The sequence below is a fragment of the Thalassococcus sp. genome (assembly GCF_982780845.1).
Genome location: NZ_CEYADA010000005.1, coordinates 143,681 through 164,989 on the forward strand (window position 1 = coordinate 143,681; position 21,309 = coordinate 164,989).

General features: G+C 55.8%; 15 protein-coding genes and 1 tRNA gene. 5 read left to right on the top strand and 11 right to left on the bottom strand.

Annotated elements, in window-relative coordinates; translation table 11 throughout:
• Positions 1–248: 248 nt before the first annotated feature.
• Positions 249–758, bottom strand: coding sequence for a phage tail protein (locus AC4FIA_RS07560; protein WP_490365346.1), 510 nt, complete (start codon positions 756–758; stop codon positions 249–251).
• 180 nt (positions 759–938) lie between these two features.
• Between AC4FIA_RS07560 and AC4FIA_RS07565 the strand changes: the two genes are divergently transcribed.
• The 4 genes from AC4FIA_RS07565 (at position 939) to AC4FIA_RS07580 (ending at position 8,074) form a co-directional block, all read left to right on the top strand.
• Complete coding sequence (locus AC4FIA_RS07565; protein WP_490365347.1) at positions 939–4,157, top strand: PKD domain-containing protein; 3,219 nt, start codon at positions 939–941, stop codon at positions 4,155–4,157.
• A gap of 283 nt (positions 4,158–4,440) precedes the next feature.
• Positions 4,441–5,856 carry a hypothetical protein gene (locus AC4FIA_RS07570; RefSeq protein ID WP_490365348.1) on the top strand — a complete coding sequence of 472 codons (1,416 nt, stop codon included), beginning with the start codon at positions 4,441–4,443 and terminating at the stop codon, positions 5,854–5,856.
• Positions 5,857–5,922: 66 nt separating this feature from the next.
• Positions 5,923–7,305, top strand: coding sequence for a hypothetical protein (locus AC4FIA_RS07575; RefSeq protein ID WP_490365349.1), 1,383 nt, complete (start codon positions 5,923–5,925; stop codon positions 7,303–7,305).
• 91 nt (positions 7,306–7,396) lie between these two features.
• The gene (locus tag AC4FIA_RS07580; protein WP_490365350.1) at positions 7,397–8,074 is read left to right on the top strand and encodes a Crp/Fnr family transcriptional regulator; all 678 of its coding nucleotides are present in this window, start codon (positions 7,397–7,399) and stop codon (positions 8,072–8,074) included.
• 13 nt (positions 8,075–8,087) lie between these two features.
• On the opposite strand, the gene AC4FIA_RS07585 is transcribed toward AC4FIA_RS07580, so the two are convergent.
• From AC4FIA_RS07585 to AC4FIA_RS07595, 3 genes are read right to left on the bottom strand one after another with little or no spacing between them, the layout of a single operon-like run.
• The gene (locus tag AC4FIA_RS07585; RefSeq protein WP_490365351.1) at positions 8,088–9,050 is read right to left on the bottom strand and encodes a glutathione S-transferase family protein; all 963 of its coding nucleotides are present in this window, start codon (positions 9,048–9,050) and stop codon (positions 8,088–8,090) included.
• Positions 9,051–9,059: 9 nt separating this feature from the next.
• Entirely contained in the window at positions 9,060–9,890 is an 831-nt protein-coding gene (gene ygiD, locus AC4FIA_RS07590; protein ID WP_490365352.1) for a 4,5-DOPA-extradiol-dioxygenase, read from the bottom strand.
• Between the two features lie 51 nt (positions 9,891–9,941).
• The gene (locus AC4FIA_RS07595) at positions 9,942–10,364 is read right to left on the bottom strand and encodes a DoxX family protein (protein ID WP_490365353.1); all 423 of its coding nucleotides are present in this window, start codon (positions 10,362–10,364) and stop codon (positions 9,942–9,944) included.
• 144 nt (positions 10,365–10,508) lie between these two features.
• On the opposite strand from AC4FIA_RS07595, the gene AC4FIA_RS07600 reads away from it, so the two are divergent.
• Entirely contained in the window at positions 10,509–11,405 is an 897-nt protein-coding gene (locus AC4FIA_RS07600) for a LysR family transcriptional regulator (protein WP_490365354.1), read from the top strand.
• Positions 11,406–11,425: 20 nt separating this feature from the next.
• Here the strand turns inward: AC4FIA_RS07600 and AC4FIA_RS07605 are convergent, their stop codons facing one another.
• From AC4FIA_RS07605 to AC4FIA_RS07635, 7 genes are all read right to left on the bottom strand, one after another.
• Positions 11,426–11,833 carry a response regulator gene (locus AC4FIA_RS07605; RefSeq protein ID WP_287476484.1) on the bottom strand — a complete coding sequence of 136 codons (408 nt, stop codon included), beginning with the start codon at positions 11,831–11,833 and terminating at the stop codon, positions 11,426–11,428.
• A complete protein-coding gene (locus tag AC4FIA_RS07610) occupies positions 11,830–13,482 on the bottom strand; it encodes an ATP-binding protein (protein WP_490365355.1) in 1,653 nt (550 codons plus the stop codon). The genes AC4FIA_RS07605 and AC4FIA_RS07610 overlap by 4 nt, the downstream gene beginning before the upstream one ends.
• A 123-nt stretch (positions 13,483–13,605) precedes the next feature.
• On the bottom strand, positions 13,606–16,086 hold the full coding sequence (locus tag AC4FIA_RS07615) for a CHASE domain-containing protein (protein ID WP_490365356.1): 2,481 nt from the start codon (positions 16,084–16,086) through the stop codon (positions 13,606–13,608).
• Positions 16,087–16,226: 140 nt separating this feature from the next.
• The gene (locus tag AC4FIA_RS07620) at positions 16,227–16,556 is read right to left on the bottom strand and encodes an Hpt domain-containing protein (RefSeq protein ID WP_490365357.1); all 330 of its coding nucleotides are present in this window, start codon (positions 16,554–16,556) and stop codon (positions 16,227–16,229) included.
• A complete protein-coding gene (locus AC4FIA_RS07625) occupies positions 16,553–17,515 on the bottom strand; it encodes a response regulator (protein ID WP_490365358.1) in 963 nt (320 codons plus the stop codon). The genes AC4FIA_RS07620 and AC4FIA_RS07625 overlap by 4 nt, the downstream gene beginning before the upstream one ends.
• 255 nt (positions 17,516–17,770) lie before the next feature.
• Positions 17,771–17,846: transfer RNA gene (locus AC4FIA_RS07630), tRNA-Thr, on the bottom strand.
• A gap of 150 nt (positions 17,847–17,996) precedes the next feature.
• Positions 17,997–20,921, bottom strand: coding sequence for a valine--tRNA ligase (locus tag AC4FIA_RS07635; RefSeq protein WP_490365359.1), 2,925 nt, complete (start codon positions 20,919–20,921; stop codon positions 17,997–17,999).
• Positions 20,922–21,309: the final 388 nt, after the last annotated feature.

Here is a 21,309-nt window from a genome sequence, read left to right on the forward strand (position 1 = left end):
CACTCATCAACCGTTTCCATACCCACCCCAACGCTAGTTGGGATATTTTGATCTGTAACTATCTAATTTGCGTGATGTGAGTTTCTGCACGCAATGGTAATGCCGTGGCCTAAAAAAAGAATGGGTCGGGTGCCCCTGGCGTGACACCCGACCCTTGGCTTGCCTGCCTAATGACAAGCCCGCACCAAACGGTGCATTTCGTCATGAAAAAAATGGAGGAAAGGTTTTCGTCATGAAAGTCGGTGTTCTTAGCTGCGCGACGGGAAAATGCCCTGAAGCGCGATGATGTAATTTGTGACCAGAGACGGCTGCACGTTGGTGTGCGACTGGCTGCCGCCGACCGACGTGACCGACGCTGCGTTCATGTCCGCAAGCGGGCTCGCGCCGGTCTGGTAAGACTGCGAACCGGCCAGAACATTACTGTCACCCGAGCTGGCATTTGCCGGCAGCGGGTTGGCCTTCAGCGTGTGGGTGTGGTTCGGCATCTGTGCTGCCGTCAGCGTAACGTCTTCGACGCCGAATTTTTGCCCGATCGCCCGCGGCGTAAGTCCGGGACCTGATCCTGCATGCATCGGAACGCGGCCCCGTAGATCCGGCAGGCCAAATGTTGTCCGCCCGTCGCCGCCGTAGGTGGTGCCCAAGATCGAGAACAAAGCAGAGTTGCTGGAGATAGGCAGCAATTGCCCATCGCAAAATGCCCAGCCGCGCGGCGCGAAATTGCCGCCGAAAAGAATGATTTGGCCGATTAAGGGTTCCACGGGGAAGCCTCCTGTTCATGTCGTGCAGAGCTATTCTCCGCTTCTCATGTCAAGACATTGCCCCATTCCCGCCAGGGGCTCTGTGTCAAAGGTCACAGACCTTAAAATTATTTTTAATCAAATTGAATAACGGGGGCGTTTGTATTTATGCCCAGAAATTTTCTTTCGAAAGTTGGATGCATGTTTTTGAAAAATAATGGCTTTCGGGCGCTGGCCGTTGGGGCTGTGGCCTGTTTTGCGACATTGATCGCCTCGCCGTCGCACGCATTAGAGGCAATACCTGCACAACTGGTTGAGCCTGAAGGGTCTACCGGAGCTTGCCGTTTCAAAATCGGGGCCGACGGTGGAATTGTTGGGGTCGTGCTTGAAGACTTACCCTTCGGCAACAACCTTTATAAGTACACGGGTGACTCGCTTTATTTTGGCAATGATGGATTTGACGCGGGCCAAGGGGCACTTACCGAGGCCGAAATCGAGTCTTGGTGCGCCATGACAGATGTTACGATCATCACGTTGGATGGTGCGACGGTGGGCACCGGTACCTTTGCGAGCGACGCCTATATGGGGATCGTGTTCCAAGGTACATCTAACGCAGACAGCATCCGTCGTCAGTATGAATTCGCTTTGTCCGGAGCCACCGGCACAACTGTCGTAAGCAGTGCAACGGTTATTGCTGTTAACAATGCGCCAACAGCCGATGCAGGGACAGACCAGACTGTTGCATCCGGCGCGACGGTGACATTGGCGGGGTCCGGCACCGACCCTGATAGTGATCCGCTGACCTATTCATGGACGCAAACGGCAGGAACAACGGTTTCCCTCTCAAGCACATCGGCAGCTAGCCCGACCTTTACCGCGCCGACGCTTGTGCCGGGGGCTTCCAACGAAACTCTGACGTTCAGCCTGATTGTGAATGACGGCACGGACGACAGTGTTGCCGACACGGTCGACATTACCGTCACACCGCCCGCAAACGTTTTGCCAACGGCTGATGCGGGGCTGGATCAAACCGTTCAAGCACCGACAACAGTGACACTTGATGGCTCTGCATCCAGTGCGAACAACGTCGGTCAAACCTTGACCTATGATTGGGTCCAAACCAGCGGCACAGCCGTGACGTTGTCCAGTTCTTCCGCGGTGTCACCGACATTCAGTACACCGACCCTTTCGATTGGCGACCCGGATGCGATCCTTGTGTTCGAACTGACGGTATCAGAAGCCACCGGAGACGAAGATACGGACACGGTTCAGATCACTGTTCAGGCGCCTGCGAACACGCCACCTGTTGCAAACGCGGGCCTTGATCAAAGCGTTAACAGCGCGGAAAGCGTGACCCTGTCGGGTTCCGGCACGGATGCAGACGCACATCCCTTCAGTTTCCAATGGACACAGGTGTCCGGCACCACGGTTATGTTGTCCGACACTTCAGCGGCGTCGCCGACGTTCACGGCCCCGACACTAGCTGTGGGCGCCCCGTCTGAAGATCTGGTTTTCCAACTGGTGTTGAACGACGGATTTGATGACAGTGATCCGGACCAAGTGACGATTACCGTGAATCCGCCAGCCAACACGGTGCCGATTGCGAATGCAGGGCCCGATCAAGCTGTTGATGGGGGGAGCACGGTTACGCTTTCTGGCTCTGCCACCGATCCAGATGGCCAAACCATTACCTATGAATGGAGCCAAACAGGTGGCTCGGCTGTGACGCTGTCCAGTACGACAGCCGCCAGTCCGACGTTCACAGCGCCCGCCGTGGCAATTGGCGATCCTGATGTCATCCTGACGTTCAGCCTGATTGTGAACGATGGCGTGGCATCCAGCAGTGCGGATTCCGTCACGATCACGGTTTCTGCACCAACAAACTCTGCACCGGTTGCCGATGCGGGCGTTGATCAAGTCGTCGCGTCTGGCGCTTCGGTCACTTTGTCCGGTGGGGCGACAGATGGGGATGCGGATGAGCTGACCTATGTCTGGTCCCAGATCTCGGGCACAACCGTTTCGCTAAGCAGTACGACCGCAACGCAACCGACGTTCACCGCGCCTACATTGGCTTTCAACGGGGCGAATGAGGTTTTGGAGTTCCAGTTGATCGCCAATGATGGAACCGTGGACAGCGCCCCTGATACCGTTTTGGTTACCGTGGTTGCCCCGCAGGACACCACGCGACCGACCGTCACCATGACCGCGAGCGGATCAAGCTTCCAATTGGGCGAGAACATCACTGTTCAAGTCACGTTCAGCGAACCCGTGTCGGGCGTGTCGGAAGAGGATTTTCTGATCGAAAATGCCACGATCGTGGACCTCTTCGGGGGGACGACCACCAAAGTGTCCGGCAACCCGACGGCGCTGATCCCCGGCTTTGTCAGTTCTGCAACTCTGGTACTGAGCCCGACAAAGGCGGCAAGTCCCGTAACGGTTCAAATGCTGGCAGACGCCGTGTCTGATGAAGCGGGGAATACGAACTTGGCGTCCGCCTTGTTCGCAATTTCGCCAAACGCGTTCAAACTTGCAGAAGAAGGTAACGCCGAAGGTATGTCGGCACGGGCACGCGCGTTGATGCTGGCACAGCCTGATTTGCGTAGCCTGATGCATGACCGCAGTGGCAAATGCTTTGCACTGCGGGTGCGCGAAGACTCGGGCAGTGCCTGTGTTTCGACGATGGGCGACGCGCCTTTCTGGACGTCGTTGCAAGGTGTCTGGTCGCGTAGCAGCGGCAATGACCAACGCTATGTGAACCTGACATTCGGCGCACATCTGATGCAAAGCGATTCACTGATTGTGGGCGCGATGGTTCAGCTTGATGACACCAAAGCCGACGTGTCCGAGGGCACCTTCGAAGGCCAAGGCTGGCTGGCGGGCCCATATGTTGTCGGGCGCATCAACGGAACCGAGCTGATCTACAGCGCATCGTTGCTTCATGGTCGTGCCGAGAACCGGCTTGAGATCGCGGATGTATCGGAGGGTGATTTCACATCCCGCCGGACGTTGGCAACGCTTGGTCTGGAAGGGCGCTATGACGTCAAAGACGGCCTGACGCTGATCCCTGCACTGGATGTTGCCTATGTGGAAGATGTTCAAGAGGCCTATACGGACGACCAGGGAAACAAGGTCGGATCGCAGGTCGTGTCCCTGAGCGAGTCCAGCTTTGGCATCGGGTTCGAACAGACGATTGCACGGTCCTCTAGCGTTACAGTGCTGACCGGTGAGCTAAGCGGCGTCCATTCGACGTACCGTTCGGCCGTCGAGACCACGGAGACAACGCGCGGACGAATCGATGCAGGTGTTCGAATCAAATTCGAAAACATGACCGAGATCAGCCTATCGGCGTTCTATGACGGTCTTGGTGTGGATGATTACGAAGCGACCGGCGCGAATTTCCTGTTCCAGAAAAAATTCTGACCGGAAATCGGCATTGGTTTTTGCAAAAGAGGGACGTTTGAAACTTCGTTGAAAAACCAGAGCCTTGAGTGCGCATTTTTTAAAAGTAGGACCCGACCCCGCCAGTGATCTGCGCGGGGTCGGTTGCATTTTCTGGGATTAATTCGCGCAAAGGTGTGCTTCGACACATTCGTTCGAATTTTGATTTCGTAATGTGTTGGCACAGGGAGAACCGCACTTGAGCTCACCGGCTCTCTGTCTTGAAGGCAATTTCAATCCTCAGATTTTCTCAAGGAGAAAGCCAATGCTTGCTAAACAACTTTCCCCCGACCAACAGGCTTTTGTGAATTCCGTTACTGGTGAGGTCAACACCTTGCTCGGTACCCAGCTGCCCGGCAAGTTCGAGATGGTCAGCTATCCTCCGGGCTTCCACCCGACTGTGCAGTATGGCGCATCCGCTTACTACAACTCGACCATGCTGGACGCGTTCAACGGCGCACTGGAAATCGGCAGCAACGGGATGCTTACGCTGGGCAACCATCAGTTCAGCACGCTTTACAACAGCATCCTGACCAACGCCCAGTATCAGTATTCGACCGCCGATCAGCAGACCGTCAATAATCCGCTGATCAATGCCGCGCAGGTCAATGTTGTGAACGCTGGCACGTCCAGCGGTTTTGTCGCCGCCTACAGCGTGACACCGGTAACCTACGGTACGATCATCTCTGCTGTTCTGAAAAACTTCAGCGCCAAGGCGACGGACTGGTCCACAGGCAACATCGCGGCTGCTGCGCAAAGCCTACCGAATGCGGGTTACGCGTCGCTCGGGTCTGCGATCACCACCGCGTTGCAAAAGCTTTCGCCGCTGAACACCATTCTGGGTGCCCAGGCGCTTGCCAATGATCAGCTGACAGCTGCGATGGACCACACCAAGAACCCGTCTGCGGCGAACGGTGGCCTGCAAATCGATGCGAACGATTTCTATGTCGGATGGACACCGATGCCCGACAGCACAAAGCTGCTGAGCGAACTGGCCAACGAAGGCAGCTCGGTTTCGGTCAACATTAAAGCGTCGAACTTCAGCTCGTCGTCTGCGACGTTCCACATTTCGGGCAGCGCAGGCTTTACCATTCCGGTCTTTGATGTCTTCGATATCGGCCTGAGCGGCGGGTCCAGCTATGACTGGTCGAAAAACACGTCGTCTTCTTCGTCGCTGGACGTGACCATGGAATACAAAGGCGTCACAATCGTTCAGATTGATCCGCTGACGTTGAACTCAGACATGACGAAGGGCTGGTACGACGAGATGCTTTTGCAAAGCATCAAAGACGGGTCGGGCAACCCGAACGTGTCGGGCTTCAAGATCGACAGCTCGAACCAGTATGCGCCTGACAAGATGTTCGGCCAGGGCAAGCCGTTCTCACGCTTCAAAACACTTGTTGTGTCGCAGGCACCGACCATCTCGATGACGTTCTCTGCGGATCAGGCAAGCGAAGTCACCTCGCAGTTCAAAGAAAACTCCTCGGTCGATGTGAAGCTGTTCGGTCTGTTCAAGGTGGGCTCTATGAACCAGAGCTATTCCATCACCAAGGTCGACAAGTCTTCGGCGTCCGGCACTGTGACTGTCACGATGTCTCCGCCGGAAATCAAAGGCAACATCCCGCCCGAAAAGCAGGTCTGCTTTGTTCTGGGTGGTGTGGCCCAGTATCCGATCTCCTGATCGGGTTGCATCACAATCCCCGAAGGTCGCCCCACGGGGCGGCCTTTTTCGGATTATGGTGGCGCTATGACAACCAACGTCAATCAACAGGTCAGCGAAGCCATCCGCCAACAAATTTCGGCGGCACTGAGCGCAAAAATCGATCCGGGTTTCACTGTCATCCGGTATCCGTCCGGTTTTGCCTATGTGCTGCAGTACGGTGCTTCGGCCTACTACAATCCGGCGACTTTGGAATTGATTGATCAGTTGGTGGTGGCGAACGGGGATGGCACCGCGGACATCGCCGGTAGTCGCTTTAGCAGCCGGTATTGCGATATCCTGAATGCGAGCACCTTCAATGTGTCGACAGCAGATGCCAAAGCGCAAGATGCTGCGAACAGGGAATTTTCCAAAGCCTCGGACGAACTGGTCAAGCAATTCGAAAAGGATCTGGGGCGCATCCGCAAACAGCAGTTACAAGGCAAGGACGGCAGAACGATCGATAAGATCTTGTTCGTCGAGCAATATATTGAAGAGCATTATGTCGGCGCGGGCAAATCGTGGCCTATTTCGCTGACGGTGCTCGAGACCAAATTCTCGGGCTGGTCGCTGAAAGCACAGAACATGCGGCGCAGTATGAAGCTTCAGCAAGACGCGATGAACCTGCTGTCGCAAGCCAGCCAAAACGTGAAAACCCCGGATCAACAAAACGGCGGGATGCAGACAGGTCCTACGGATTGGGTGCCAGCCTACAAGGGGTTGCCCGATGTGACGGATCTGGCGACCAGCATCACCTCTGGAACACCGCAAATGAACGTGACGCTTGAGTTCGACAATACCGGAAACAACACGATGAAGATGAAGGTCGACAACCAGTTGATCGGACCGATCACGCCTTCGATGCTTCAGTTTTCGATCAGCGCGCAAGATGGCAGTCAGCAGCGATCTGCCGGAGATCTCTGGACGGCTGCCAGCCGCGTTATCATGGATATCGATTATTGCGGCGTGACCCTTGTGTCGTCACACCCGCAGGATATTGCGGATGATCTGAGCACGGGGTGGTACAGCCAAAACGTCATTTCCCAGCTTGCCCAGAAGACAGGTCAGGACGTGACGGGTTTTCAACTTCAGAGCAGTTTGTTCGATGCCGGGACGTTGTTCGGAAAGGGAAAAACGTTCGCGCGGGTGAAGACCTTTGTCATTTCGGATGATCCCACAATCACCCTGTGGTTTTACGGGATAAACAAATCTGACGTGGACCAGAAGTTTTCCGTTCAATCAAAAGCCGAGTTGACTGTCGGTGGAATTGCGGCTTTTGGTACCAAAACAACGCAGTATCAGGTCAACAGCGTGCAGGACGCTGGGGCCGCGGTGAAGGTGGTGATTATGCCGGACACGTCGCAGTCTGCCGCGCTTCCTGAAAAGCAAAGGGCGCATGTGATTGGTGGCGTTCTGGACTTTCCGTCGTGAGGAAAGGCACATACGCGGTGCGCTTTTAAGAGTAAGTGGCATGGGTGCATTTTGACTAAACGTTTTACGAAGACGAACGGGGGCAACGGACATGACCGTCGATGACCTGATCAAGGCAAATGTTCCGCTTTTTGCGGATGTGTCGGCTGATGACCTGAAGGGGATCAGTCTTGATATTCAGGAAAAATCCTTTGCGCCTTGGGAAATTCTGTTCAACCAGCAGGACACCAGCAACGATGTCTATATCCTGCTGGAAGGCAAGCTGCTGGCGCTCTACTGGACCGAGGCAGGACGCGAGATCATCTTTACACGGTTCTCTGAAGGGGACCTGTTCGGTGAAATGGCTGCGCTGGATGGCGGTGAGCGTTCACTGGCTATCGTAGCGCGCAGCGACGTCCGCGTTTTGGTGATGCCGCAGGCAACCTTTCTAGAGTTGTTCAACAAGGTGCCTGCGATCCGGACCTATGTTGTGAACAGTCTTGTCACGCGGGTGCGCCAGTTGACTGCAAAGAACCTTGAGCTGACGACATTCTCGGTCGGGCAGCGCGTGGCGTCGTTCCTGATCAGCATGGCGCTGGAACGGGATGTTCTGGAAAAGGGCGGGGTGATCAATGACGCGCCCACGCATGCTGAAATCGCCGCCAGCATCGGCGCGAACCGCGAAATGGTCAGCCGTGCGGTGACGCAACTGGTGAAGAAAAAAGCAATTCGATCCGCCCGTCAGCGGATCGAATTGGTTGATCCCGACATCCTGTCAGACGTCCTGTGATCCTAAAGGCGGTTCAGACCGCCTCTAGAAGTTTGGTGATGTGGTCAGGGCCGACAGGGCGGATACCGTTTGGGTTCAGCGCCTTGATCGAATAGTAGCCCCGCGTGATGTGATCCATGTCGACCGTATCACGCACACCCGGCAGGCGCAGAATGCGCTCCATGTAGGCGGACAGGCGCGGATAATCTGCGATCTGGCGACGGTTGGTTTTGAAGATGCCGTAGTAGGCCGCATCAAACCGGATCAGCGTCACAAAGATACGGATATCCGTTTCTGTCAGTTGGTCGCCAAAGATGTAATCGCCCGTCAATTTGTCTTCGAGCATGTCCAGCGTTTCAAACACTTCCGACACCGCTTCGTCATAGGCTTTCTGCGACGAGGCAAAGCCGGATTTGTAGACGCCGTTGTTCAGCTTGTCATAAACGCGCTTGTTCAGGGTTTCGATCTGATCGCCAATGGCTTCGGGGAACAGGCGTACATCTGACGGCACCAATTCTTCGAACGCGGTGTCCAGCATGCGCAGGATGTCGGCGCTTTCGTTGTTGACCATGACGTTCTGCTTCATGTCCCACAGGACAGGCACGGTGGCCCGTCCGGTGAATTCTGGATCGGCGCGGGTGTAAAGTTCGTGCATATAGGTCGATCCGAACAGGGGATCTTCGTCAGCACCGGCGTAGCCGCCGAACTGCCAGCCCTGATCTGTCAGCGTCGGGTTGACGATGGTCACAGGGATCACATCCTCAAGCCCCTTCAGAGCGCGGGCGATTAGAGTGCGCGAGGCCCATGGGCAGATCAGCGCCACGTACAGACGGTAACGACCAGCCTCGGCCTTGAAGCCACCCTCACCGGTCGGGCCCGCAGACCCGTCCGGAGTGATCCAGTTGCGAAAGCTGGACACCTGTCGCACAAAGCGTCCGTCCTTGTCGGCCTTCTGCACCGGTTGCCAGTTTTCCTGCCATTTGCCGTCTACAAGCATGTCTTTTCCTTATCGTGCGTGGAACACAAACGACCGCATCGAGATCGACGCCAGATCAATTGTGTCCGTCATAAATGTCAGGTCATCGCCATCATCGGCCGCGCCCGACACGGTCAGTGCGGGCAGATAGTGATCGACCGTCGGATGAGCCATCCGCAGAAGCGTGCCAAGGCCGTTGCGATCTGCCAGAGCGGCAAAGTCGCGATCCTCAAGCTTATCTGCAAACAGCGTGTCGAATTCCTGCGCAAAGTCGTGGGGTTTGCGGTTTTTGCCCCATTGGACCGCACCGAGGTTATGAACCACGTTTCCGGACCCGAGGATCAACACACCGCGATCCCGCAGTTCGGACAGTTTGCGCCCGATCTCAAGCTGGTAGTCCAGGCCACGGGTCATGTCGATGGACACTTGGAACACCGGCACATCCGCATCGGGATAGAGGAACTTCAGAACCGTCCATGCGCCATGGTCCAGACCCCAGGTATCGTCTTCCTGGGCATGGTGGCTGGCCAACAGGCTGACCACATCCCGCGCCAGTTCAGGGGCACCGTGGGCCGGATACTGTTGGGCAAACAGCGCATCGGGGAAGCCATAGAAATCGTGGATCGTCTTGGGCATTTCCGACACATCGACCAGTGTGGTGCCACGTGTCATCCAGTGGGCCGAGACAACAAGAATGGCCTGCGGACGGGGCAGGGTGCGCCCGAGTTCCGTCCACGTGCGGCTGTATTCCGTATCTTCGATTGCGTTCATCGGGCTGCCATGACCCAAAAAGACCAGAGGCATCCGGTCAGAGGGCTTCAGGCGGTCCTGCAATTGGGTCAGGTTTGTCGGAGTGATCATCTTTTTCCTCCTGCGAAGGGGTGGGGCCGCATATCAGCGACCCCATAGTATTCAGGCGAATTTGCCAAGCGCGTTGTTCAGCGCGGGGATGCGGACGGCGAAGGCGCCTGCACCGAGAAGTGCGATGCTGGCTTGGGCGGCTGCCCAGAACAGCGGGAATTCCCAGCCGCCACCTTCGTTCGAGAAGGTCCAGCCGTTCCCCCAGTGAACCCATGTCGCGCCAAACAGCACAGGGATCAGGGCCAGCGATACCAGACGTGTCGCAACGCCAAGGATCAGCGCCAGACCGCCGCCGATTTCGGCGATAATGGTCAGGTAGGCAAGAAAGCCGGGCAGGCCGAGGCTTTCGAAAAAGCCGACAGTGCCAGCGACGGTGAACACATTCACCTTCATCAGACCGTGGGCCAGAAACAGAGCGCCGCTGGATACGCGAAGTAGGGCGGCGGCGTAGTCGGTATTTGTTGCAGTGGACATTTTCAGTCTCCTCGTGATCGGCCCCGTCATCTGGTTTCGGTTGGGGGCGTTTATGTTCTGACCTCAAATTAGGGCTTGCTTCCATTCCATGAAATGGAGAATTCATGGAATAACTATCAACGAAATGTTCCAAATGGGGCGCAGATGGATATCACAGACGAACTCAAGGCATTCGTGGCAACCGCGCAGACGGGGTCGTTCACGGCAGCAGCGGATCAACTGGGCGTCTCGAACCGGCTGACATCGAAATACGTGGCGGAACTAGAGGCACGGTTAGGTGTGCGCCTGCTTCAGCGCACCACGCGCCGTGTGGGGCTGACACCTGCGGGCGAAGACCTACTGGCGCGCGCACCTGCCATTCTGGATGATCTGGATGACCTGCTCGCAGAAGTGGCCGAAGGGTCGCGCGGTTTCACGGGCGTGATCCGCGTGTCTGCTCCGGTGACTTTCGGTGAATCCTATGTCGTAGGGATGTTGGCGCGGTTCGCGACGGCGAACCCCGGCGTCAGTTTCGATCTGCGCCTGAGCGACAGCTATGTTGATCTGGCCCGCGATGGCATTGATCTGGCCTTTCGCATCGGACGGTCCGAGATGTTGTCTTTGAAGTCGCGCAAGTTAGGTGAGCTGAGCTCAATCACCGTCGTAAGCCCTGATTTTCTGGCCGAGAACGGCCCCATCAATCATCCCGATCAATTGGAAAACCTGCCGTGCATCGTGGACACAAACCGCAAGGTTTCGCGCCGCTGGGTGTATCGCGGACAAGGGCAGGATCATGTCGTCACCGTTCAGGGGCGGTTTCATGTCAATTCTGCCCGTGCGGCGGCGGAACTGGCGTCAAAGGGATTGGGCGTCGCCCATTTGCCCAGATTTGCGCTGGGCGAGCTTGAGCGGGATGGTTCGGTCCAATGCGTTCTGGACGACTTTCAGGGCGAAACGATCCCGCTAAGCGCGGTCTATCTGGAAGGGCGGACCTTGCCCCGCAAAATCCGCGCGTTGATCGATTTCGCACTGGAAGACATCCGCAAATCAGAGGTGATCTGACAGTCGGCTAGATGTCCGGCTCAGGATGCGGATTTCTTGTCCTGTTCCTTCAACGAACGGCCCTTTTCCGCCATCGCCATCACGCGTTCGGCCAATGTGACCGGATCAAAGGGTTTGGCAATCACGTCCATTGCCCCTTGTTCCAGAAACGCCTGAATTTCATTGCGTTGAACACGGGCGGTCATGAACACGGCAGGGACCTGCCGCAGGTGGGGGCGGCTGCGGAGTTCGGCCAACAACTCGGGCCCGCTCATACCGGGCATCATGACGTCTAGCAGAAACAGATCGGGAACTAGGTTAGCTGTGGCCTCAAGCGCCTCTTCGCTTGTAACGCATTGGATCAACTCGATATCCGGGCTCAGGGCCAGAGAAAGCTGGGTAATCTCGCGAATGTCCTGATCGTCTTCAACATGCAGAATCTTGATCATGAGGCTTGCTCCAACTCATCGTAGTCTGGCGTAATTTCCGAGGCCTGCAGCTTGGGGAAGCTGACGGTAAAGGTTGATCCCTGCCCAAGTTCACTGGTGACGGACACAGTGCCGCCCTGTTCCTCGGCAATGGCTTTGACAATCGCCAGCCCCAAGCCGGTGCTTCGGACGGGCCCGTCCTTGTGACGTTCAACCTGCGCGAATTTGTCGAAAATCTTACCGATCATATCGGCGGGAATACCGGGGCCACTATCGGCAACGGTGATCTCAAAGGCCTGCGCGGTTTCGCGACCGCCCACTTTTACAGCCCCACCCGGAGGCGAGAATTTGGACGCATTCGACAGCAGGTTGTTCATGACCTGAAGGCTGCGATCAAAATCGATGAACACCATACCCTTCAGGTTCTCATCCCGTTCGATGGTCACATCAAACCGTTTCGAGAAGTTTTCGTTCGCCAGAACAGCTTCGTCCAGCAGGGCGGAAATTTCATAGGCGCCACAATCGAAGGACATTTTGCCTGCCGCGATCTTTTCGATGTCCAGTAGGTCGTTGATGATGTTGATCAATCGGTCCGAGTTGCGGTGGGCGATTTCAAGGATATCGCGCACCTTGCCATCCAGCGGACCGGCAGATCCGGCCAGCAGAAGGCCCATTGCCCCTTTGACCGATGTCATAGGCGAGCGCAGTTCATGGCTAACGATCGAGATAAACTCGCCCCGTAGCTTTTCGGCTTCGACCCGTTCGGAAACATCATGGAAGCTGGCCAGAACATCGTTAGAACCACTCTCAGATTCCAAAAGTTGCAGTCGCGCGGCATAGTGCCTGCCGTTCTTTTCAACTTCGCAATTCACCACGTTGTTTTTGGCGCTTCGCAAGGTGTCCAAAGCGTGCTCAAAACATTCGGTCGCGTAGATGGGGTGCACATCGCGCATGGAGGTGTCGGGATCAGCAGTATGTTCCAACCCGTGCGCTGCCTCGGCTGCGCTGTTTGCGTATTTCAGGCGAAGCGTATCCAGTTCAAAAATAAACACCTCATCCACAAGGTAGTTCAGCGTTTTGAAGACCTCTTGAGTGACGCGCATGTTTTTGATTTCGGTAATGTCCGTCCGAACCGAGATCGCGCCGCATTGTTTGCCGAAACGGTCATAGCCGGGCAGGATAGTCAGGCTGGTCCAGAGCGTGCTGCCGTCTTTTTTGCGGATACGGGTCTCACCCTGCCAGCAGCCGCCAGCGTCAACGGTTGCCTTCAGCTCCATCCGCTGTTGGATATCTTGCACGTAATACAACATATCCACGTGCTGCTGGATGATGTCGTCATAGTCGTATCCTGTTGTTTTCAGGAAGTTTTCATTGGCGTGCGTAATGATGCCGCGGCTGTCGGTCACCAGGACAAGGCCGTGGGTGTTCAGCGCCAAAGACTCTTGGCTGAGTTGCAGGCTTTTGGCACGGATTTTCTTTTCGGAGCGGGCAAATTTGCGGTAGCCGATCCAAAGGGCAATCAGGCCGACTGCGGATACCAACGGCAAATAGACGGCAAGGCCGTCATAGCTAATCAGTTGATGCTGCACGTCGAAAAGCGCAACCAATTGCATGGCCGCGATGCCGAACACCGCAGTGTTGATGAAATTTCTGACACTCAACAACTTCATTACGACTACCCTTTCCGATCCGCTGGAAACCAGCATCGGACCTTGGGTTGACCCTACGGAGCGTGGTAGTCGAATTGATGACAACAATAGGGCCATCCTGCGTCTTTGTGTGCTCAGTTTGCCTTACTGAACAAGACGAAGCGCCTGTTTTTCCGAAGAAAATGACTCTGGCATAGTCAAACTGACCCAGAATTCGGTCATATTGTCGTCGGTTTTGCGATAGCCAATCTGACCGCTCATGCGTTCGATGATTTCCCGTGCGATGCACAGGCCAAGCCCTGTGCCGCTTTTTTCGCGTGTGTCGGAATTGTCCGCCTGCGAGAAGGGCTTGAACAGTGATGGTACAAAGCTTTTGGGAACACCCGGGCCTGCATCGCGCACATAGATGCGCACTTGCGATCCAACGGTTTCCGCACCGACCTGAATGGTTGTCTCTGCGGGGGCGAACTTACAGGCGTTCGACAGAAGGTTCGCCATGATTTGCAGCATGCGGCTACGGTCCATCGGCAAAACCGGATCGTTGTCGGCCGGCTGAATGTCCACGTTGATGTTTGCGGTTTTGGCGATTGGCAGAATTTGTTCGCGGGCATCGCGCAACAGCGTGTTCACGGCGATGTCTTTATATTCAAGTCGCATGTGCCCGGCTTGAACCCGTTCAAGATCGAGGATGTCGTTCACCAGCTCTGTCAGGCGATCCACGTTGGTTTGCGCAATGTCCAGAAGACGGGCAGAGGGCGCGGGCAGCGACAAATCCGGCGATGCCTTAAGCAAACCGATCGCACCTTTAACCGCGGTGATCGGCGTACGGAGTTCGTGGCTGACTGTGGCAATGAATTCGTTTTTCACACGGTCCATTTCACGGGACGCGGTAATGTCGATTTGCGTTCCGACCAGTTTAAGCGCCCTGCCATTTGCATCGCGGCTGGACACAAATGCATCCGAGCGCATCCAGCGTGTGCCGTTGTCCAGATGGACGCGGAATTCGGTGGTGGTCCGCTCTTCCTTGCCTTGGATGCAAGCCGAGTCATTGGCCTGAAGAATGCGGAAATCATCGGGATCAATGGACGCCTCGAAATAGGCTTGGGCATCAAAGTCTTTCGTGCAGTCGGGGACGTTCATGATGCGCATCCACATGTCGGAAACGATCGATTCCCCTGTTGCCAGATCGATTTCGAAAACCCCGATTTCGGAGGCCTGTAGCGCCAGATCCAAACGCTTTTCCGCATTGATTGCAGCGGCCGAGGTTGCCTCGGCTGTTGTGATGTCGCGCAAAAAATAGGTAGACCGCTTTTCGCCATGGGGAGTGGTCCAGTCGTTCTTTTTCACAGAAAGGATTTTGACGCTGTTTTTGCCTTGGAACTCCAAGCGCGTCCGTGTTCCGCCCTCCATTCCGGTCACTTCAGGTACGACTGTCAGCAGGTTCGGTACATAATCGTGACCGATTTCAAGGATCTGGTTCGACGCATCGTTCCGACGCAGGATTTGGCCCTTTGCGTCGGTGATCATGATTGCCAGAAGGGGGTTGTTCAGAATGGATTCATTCTGGACCTTCTGCGCTTCCAGATCGAGCGTCTTGCGGCGGACAATCTGTTCGACAGTTTTCTGTCTCTGGGACAGGTTCTGTAGCAAAGCATAGAGCAGACCGGTCAGTAATAGTCCGAAAACAATCACGAAAATGTATCCGTTGCTGCGTTTGGCGGCTTCGAAGTCAGGCAGGCTTTCCCAATTGATTGTCCATGTTCGACCGTAAATCTCTAGCTGGGACTGCGTATTGAAAAACGATGTGTGGGTGTTCTGTTCGCCGGCTGAACTGTCAAAGATCAGCATATCAGCCTCGGTCGCCTCGCCGTCATAAACGGAAAAGCTGTAGGCTTGGTTCTGCGATGACGTCAGGTTTTCCAGCGTGCGGGCACCGATGAAGGGGGCATAGACCCAGCCTTTGAACGCCGCGCGGCGTTGTTCCACCGTGTCGATTTCGGCGTCCGGCGCATAGTAGGGACGGAGCAGCAAAAAACCGGGCGTCTGGCTGTCATCCTGAACCAGCAAGATGCGCGGTGTCATATGCGGCAAGCCGGTGTCGCGCGCGGCCAAAGCAGCTGTCCGGCGCCCTTCTTCGAACGAGATGTCCAGACCCAGCGCCTCTTCATTGCCGACATATGGTTCGATGTATTTGATGACAAAGCGGACATCGCGATCAGATGGGGGGTACACCCTGATGTCTTCGATGCCCAATTGGGCGGACTCATCAACAAAGCGGTCAAGCTGATCGGCAGGGACGTATTCGATAAACCCGATGCCGTTGATGCCAGGCAGCAGTTCATCCAGCTGAAGCGAGGCCACGTAGGTTTCAACCGTTTTACGATCCGGTGTGCCTGTGACGTCAAACAGCCCGCCCAGACCTTCCAACCCTACCATGTACTGATGCAGTCTGGCATCCAAAGCGTCGGTGCCTTCGGTTGCCAGAACTTTGAAATCTTTCAACGCGTTTTCGTTTTCGATGTCACGAAAATACAGCGACACAACAGCCGTCGTCAGCAACGCCAACAACACGGCCAGAGCCTGTAGTTTTCCACCTGCGAACTGCCCCAACGTTTCGCCCCTCATTCTTGAGTTTTTATTCTTTGGAAAACGTCTTCTTACTCGTTCCTAGATGACACAACCCGAAATCATCTGATTTTCACTATGTGACACAAATAAGTGGTCACGTATCAAATTTATACGCGCTTTGGTTGTCTGTCGATTTCTTACGCTGACGCATCCAAAATTTCTTGGGAGGTGAGATAAACAACACGCACTGCATCAACCGAAATGTCCGAAGGGTAGGCGTACTTCGTCAAATCTTCACGCAAAATCTCTTCTGCTTGTTTTGACTGCATGCCCAATTCCGAAAAGCCGAGAGTTGCGGCTGATCCGGATATTTTGTGAAGCGCGAACAACGCGCTATCGACGGTTTCGATGCTGGTTGGCGCCGCCAGAAACGCCAACAGATCAACCGAATAACCCGACAGTCTGGTTACAAAGCTGTGCCTGATGCGCGACAGCCCTTCTTCCAGTGTGCTTTGCCCTGTCATCATGCTGTCCGCCCATAAAACCACATGTTGTCAAAGTCGCGGTCCATGTCTGCTGCGGTTTGTTCGGCCTGCGTGCGGGCTACAACCAGAGCGTTTTCGATCAGATCGCGGCGATACCCAAGCAGACGCACCATATCACCACAGCAGACCCGCACAGGCAGGCCACGCGGAGTCGGGACCTGCATTTCGAGGCGGTTGATTGCGATGTTGATGTTGTCGGTCAACGACTTGCGGTTCGGAATTTTGTTTTCTTCCAGAACGCATAAAAAGGTGCCGTTTCCCGCGTAGGACATCAGATACTGATAGGGGCGCAAATGATCGGAAATGGTTTCCGCCACGTCGGCAATCAGACCGCGGAACTGAAGGCTGGTCGCAAGTTCGTGGATTTTCTCGATGTGACGGATTTGAAATCCGAACACGACAGACCCGAACAGGGACCGGCGCGACAAAAGCGGTACGTAGTTTTCAAGCGCGAAGTAATCGATCACGTTGTCCACGTCATAGATATGGATCTGCTCAAGAAGCCCGGGCTTGCGCGCCATGTCTTCTTCGGGCGTGATATCCTCCATCTGGGCCTCAAGCGCCGCTGCACGCTTTTCCGCCTGGCGGATGCGGGTCTGCAGTTCGAACACTTCGAACGGCTTGACCACATAGTCATTCGCGCCCGCGGCAAAGGCTGCATCAATGTGGCCCTTGTCCGACATGGCGGTCAGCATAACGATTGGAGTTCGGGGAAAGGCACCACTTGTGCGCAAGGCATTGCACAGGGTGATACCATCCATGCCTGGCATCTGGATGTCCAACAGGAAACAGTCAACTTTGACGCCGGGGTTCTCGGCAAGAAATTCAATTGCTTCAGCGCCGCTACCGACGCCTTTAATCGTGTGATCACCCATCGCGCGAACAACTTCGACAACAAGCTCTAAAATGATGGGATCATCGTCTACTGCTAAAATATACACTTCAATGCCCCTTGTGGTTTTCTTACAGGGTACACCAAAAAGTAGAAATGAGGCGCAAAAATGAAATCAAAACGGAAAATGTGCCGAATTTCGATTGGTGACGATTTTACAACAGTCAAAAATTAGGCGGCGGATTGTTCACGATACGCGCCTTGGCGGCATCCACTCGACGAAGACGATCAAAGTTCGCGCAGCCAAATGCGTTACGGTTCGATCCCGAGCCCGTTCGTTTAAGCAGCCTTCGATTTAAGGAAGTGGTGCCCCCACACGGACTCGAACCGCGGACCTACTGATTACAAATCAGTTGCTCTACCAGCTGAGCTATAGGGGCACTGGAGGCTCTATTAGATAAAAGTTTTGGCAGGCTCAAGACCCTTTGAACAAAGAAAATGCAAGTTTTTACATTTTTTTTAATCAGCGGTCCGGACAAAGAAAAAAGCCGCAGCGATTTTGGCGCTGCGGCTTGTTTTGTTCAACGAAATCAACCGATTTCCTTAAGTCGCGTCAGGGCTGATTTAAGGATTGCTTCCTCTTCTTCCCGCGCCGTCAGGTTGTCTCGGGTTTCTTCAACCACTTCGGCGGGGGCGCTTTCTGCGAACTTGGGATTCGACAGGCGTCCCTTCAGGCCACCGATTTCCTTACCCAATTTGCCAAGCGTCTTTTCAAGGCGGGCGATTTCTTCGGCCACGTCGATGATGTCGGCCAAGGGCAAGCCAAAGGTCGCGCCATCCGCTGGGATGGTGACGCAGCCCTTGGGCATGTCACTGACCTTCTCAAGGCTTTCGATGCGCGCCAGACGCTTGATCAGCGTCTCGTTGTTGGCCCAGGCCGCGTCGCCTGCCGCGTCGATTTCGGTCACGACCATCGGGACATACAGGCCAGCAGGTACGTGCATCTGTGCGCGGGCCGAACGTACGCCTTCGATCAGGTTGATCACCCAGTTCATTTCGCGGTCCGCATCGGCATCCAGCAGTTCGGCAGACGTGTAGGTCGGCCAATCGCCGTGAACCAGCATCTTCTTGCGTTCGCCCAGCGTGCCCCACAGCTCTTCTGTGATGAAGGGCATGATCGGGTGCAGCAGGATCAGACACTGGTCGATAACCCATGCCATGGTCTGGCGGGTTTCGGCCTTTTGCGCGTCGGTGCCGTTCATCAGAAGCGGCTTGGACAGTTCGACATACCAGTCGCAGACCTTACCCCAGACAAAGGCATAAAGTGCGTTGGCAGCATCGTTGAAGCGGTAGCCTGTCAGCGCGTCGTCAACCGTTTCGCGAACCTTGGCGGTTTCGCCGAGGATCCACTTGTTCACGGTTTCAGAGGGCTGGGGCAGGGTGCCGTCCGATCCGATGGCTTCGTTCATTTCGGCAAAGCGGGCCGCGTTCCACAGCTTGGTGCCGAAGTTCCGGTAGCCTGCGATGCGGTCCTTGGACAGCTTCAGAACGCCACCGATCGACGCCATGGAGGCGTTGGTAAAGCGCAGCGCGTCGGCGCCGTATTCGTCGACGATATCCAGCGGGTCGATGACGTTACCGGTGGTTTTCGACATCTTCTTGCCCTTCTCGTCACGGACGAGCTGGTGCAGGTAGACGGTGTCGAACGGGATCTGATCCACCACGGCCAGTTGCATCATGATCATGCGGGCGACCCAGAAGAACAGGATGTCAAAGCCGGTAATCAGAACGTTGGTCGGGAAGAAGCGGTTCAGCTCATCCGTTTGCTCGGGCCAGCCGAGTGTCCCGATGGGCCAGAGACCCGAGCTGAACCATGTATCCAGAACGTCGGGGTCGCGGGTCAGCTTAACGCCTTCGCCGGCTTTCTTCTGTGCCTCTTCTTCGGAAGATGCGCAGTATTCATTGCCGTTTTCATCGAACCATACAGGGATCTGGTGACCCCACCACAGCTGGCGCGAGATACACCAAGGTTCGATGTTTTCCAGCCAGTGGTAATAGGTCTTTTCACCGGATTCCGGCATGATCTTGATGTCGCCATTGCGGACAGCATCCAGCGCGGGGCCGACGATTTTCGACGTCTCGACAAACCACTGGTCGGTCAGCATCGGTTCGATAACCACTTTGGAACGGTCACCGAAGGGCTGCATGATCTTTTTGGCTTCGACCAGCGGAACCTCGACGACCTCGGGGGCTTCTTCGCCTTTTTTCAGCTTGGGCTTGGGGCCAAGGCGTTCGTCGTCGGACATGGTCATGACGGCAAGGCCTTCGGCTGTGATCGCCGCGACCACCTTTTGGCGGGCCTCGAAGCGGTCCAGCCCGCGATATTCGTCGGGGACAAGGTTGATCGCGTCGATTTCCTGAACGGTGAACTCTTTGCCGCCCGCATATTCCGCGGCTTTCGCGGCCTCTTCCGCATAGGGGGCACCATCGGCACGCATTGCGCCGCGTGTGTCCATCAGGCGGTACTGCGGGATGTTGCCGCGTTTGGCGACTTCGTGGTCGTTGAAGTCATGCGCACCGGTGATCTTCACCGCGCCTGACCCAAAGGTCATGTCGGGGTATTCATCGGTGATGATCGGGATCAGGCGGCGCTGTTCTTTGGGCCCAACAGGGATTTCGCACAGCTTGCCAACGATGGGCGCATAGCGTTCGTCATCAGGATGAACCGCAACCGCGCCATCGCCCAGCATGGTTTCGGGGCGGGTTGTCGCGATGCTGATGTAGTCACGCTCTTCCGACAGGATGACGTTCCCGTCTTCGTCTTTTTCGACGTAGGTGTAGGTTTCGCCACCGGCGAGCGGGTATTTGAAGTGCCACATGTGGCCGTCGACTTCGATGTTCTCGACCTCAAGGTCGGAAATCGCCGTCTCAAAGTGCGGGTCCCAATTGACCAGACGCTTGCCGCGGTAGATCAGGCCTTTTTCGTACATCTCGACGAAGACCTTGATGACGGCATCGTGGAAGTTGGGGGAATTTTCGTGGCCTGTACGCGGATCGCCTGGGGCACCTGCCATGGTAAAGGCGTTGCGATCCCAGTCGCAGGAACAGCCAAGGCGTTTCAGCTGGCTGATGATCGTGCCGCCGTATTCGCCTTTCCATTCCCAGACCTTGTCCAGAAATGCCTCGCGGCCCAGATCGCGACGACCGGGCTGGTTTGTGGCGGCCAGCATCTTTTCGACCTGCAGCTGCGTCGCGATACCCGCGTGGTCCTGACCGGGCTGCCAGAGCGTGTCGAACCCGCGCATACGGTGCCAACGAACAAGGATATCTTGCAGCGTGTTGTTGAACGCGTGGCCGACGTGCAAAGCGCCAGTCACGTTCGGCGGCGGGATCATGATGCAGAACGAGTCATCCCGGCTTTTGTTCGCGCCTGCCTTGAAGGCACCGGATGTTTCCCAAGCCTCGGAAATGCGCGGCTCGGCTGTTTTTGCGTCAAAGGTTTTTTCCATCGCCATCGGGCCGGAGCTCCTGTTGCGTCGGGCCGTCGGGGCCCGCAGTTGTCAGTTGGTATGTCCTCTACCGAATGGCAGCGGGAAGGAAAAGCACGCCGTCAGAAAAAGCAGGGCCAAAACGCAAAAACGGCCTGAACATCATGTGTTCAGGCCGTTTCATCACTGGCTTTCGCCGAATTCGGGTGCGGCAGGGTCAGGGAGGAGGAGAGACCCTGCCGCGAAGTCCGAAGGTCTCAAAGGGAGGAGGAGAGGACCTTCAGCTCGTTGGGATCAGCAGCGCCTTGCGCCGGTATCCCTATGTTCGGGTGCGGCAAGGTCAGGGAGGAGGAGAGACCTTGCCGCGAAGTCCGAAGGTCTCAAAGGGAGGAGGAGAGGACCTTCAGCTCGTTGG

Bases quoted from the DNA above. Each gene is read 5' to 3' on its own strand.
- AC4FIA_RS07580 (WP_490365350.1), top strand. From the start codon at position 7,397: ATGACCGTCGATGACCTGATCAAGGCAAATGTTCCGCTTTTTGCGGAT.
- AC4FIA_RS07620 (WP_490365357.1), bottom strand. From the start codon at position 16,556: ATGATGACAGGGCAAAGCACACTGGAAGAAGGGCTGTCGCGCATCAGG.
- AC4FIA_RS07635 (WP_490365359.1), bottom strand. From the start codon at position 20,921: ATGGCGATGGAAAAAACCTTTGACGCAAAAACAGCCGAGCCGCGCATT.
- ygiD (WP_490365352.1), bottom strand. From the start codon at position 9,890: ATGATCACTCCGACAAACCTGACCCAATTGCAGGACCGCCTGAAGCCC.
- AC4FIA_RS07585 (WP_490365351.1), bottom strand. From the start codon at position 9,050: ATGCTTGTAGACGGCAAATGGCAGGAAAACTGGCAACCGGTGCAGAAG.
- AC4FIA_RS07615 (WP_490365356.1), bottom strand. From the start codon at position 16,086: ATGAGGGGCGAAACGTTGGGGCAGTTCGCAGGTGGAAAACTACAGGCT.
- AC4FIA_RS07570 (WP_490365348.1), top strand. From the start codon at position 4,441: ATGCTTGCTAAACAACTTTCCCCCGACCAACAGGCTTTTGTGAATTCC.
- AC4FIA_RS07565 (WP_490365347.1), top strand. From the start codon at position 939: ATGTTTTTGAAAAATAATGGCTTTCGGGCGCTGGCCGTTGGGGCTGTG.
- AC4FIA_RS07605 (WP_287476484.1), bottom strand. From the start codon at position 11,833: ATGATCAAGATTCTGCATGTTGAAGACGATCAGGACATTCGCGAGATT.
- AC4FIA_RS07595 (WP_490365353.1), bottom strand. From the start codon at position 10,364: ATGTCCACTGCAACAAATACCGACTACGCCGCCGCCCTACTTCGCGTA.
- AC4FIA_RS07575 (WP_490365349.1), top strand. From the start codon at position 5,923: ATGACAACCAACGTCAATCAACAGGTCAGCGAAGCCATCCGCCAACAA.
- AC4FIA_RS07600 (WP_490365354.1), top strand. From the start codon at position 10,509: ATGGATATCACAGACGAACTCAAGGCATTCGTGGCAACCGCGCAGACG.
- AC4FIA_RS07610 (WP_490365355.1), bottom strand. From the start codon at position 13,482: ATGAAGTTGTTGAGTGTCAGAAATTTCATCAACACTGCGGTGTTCGGC.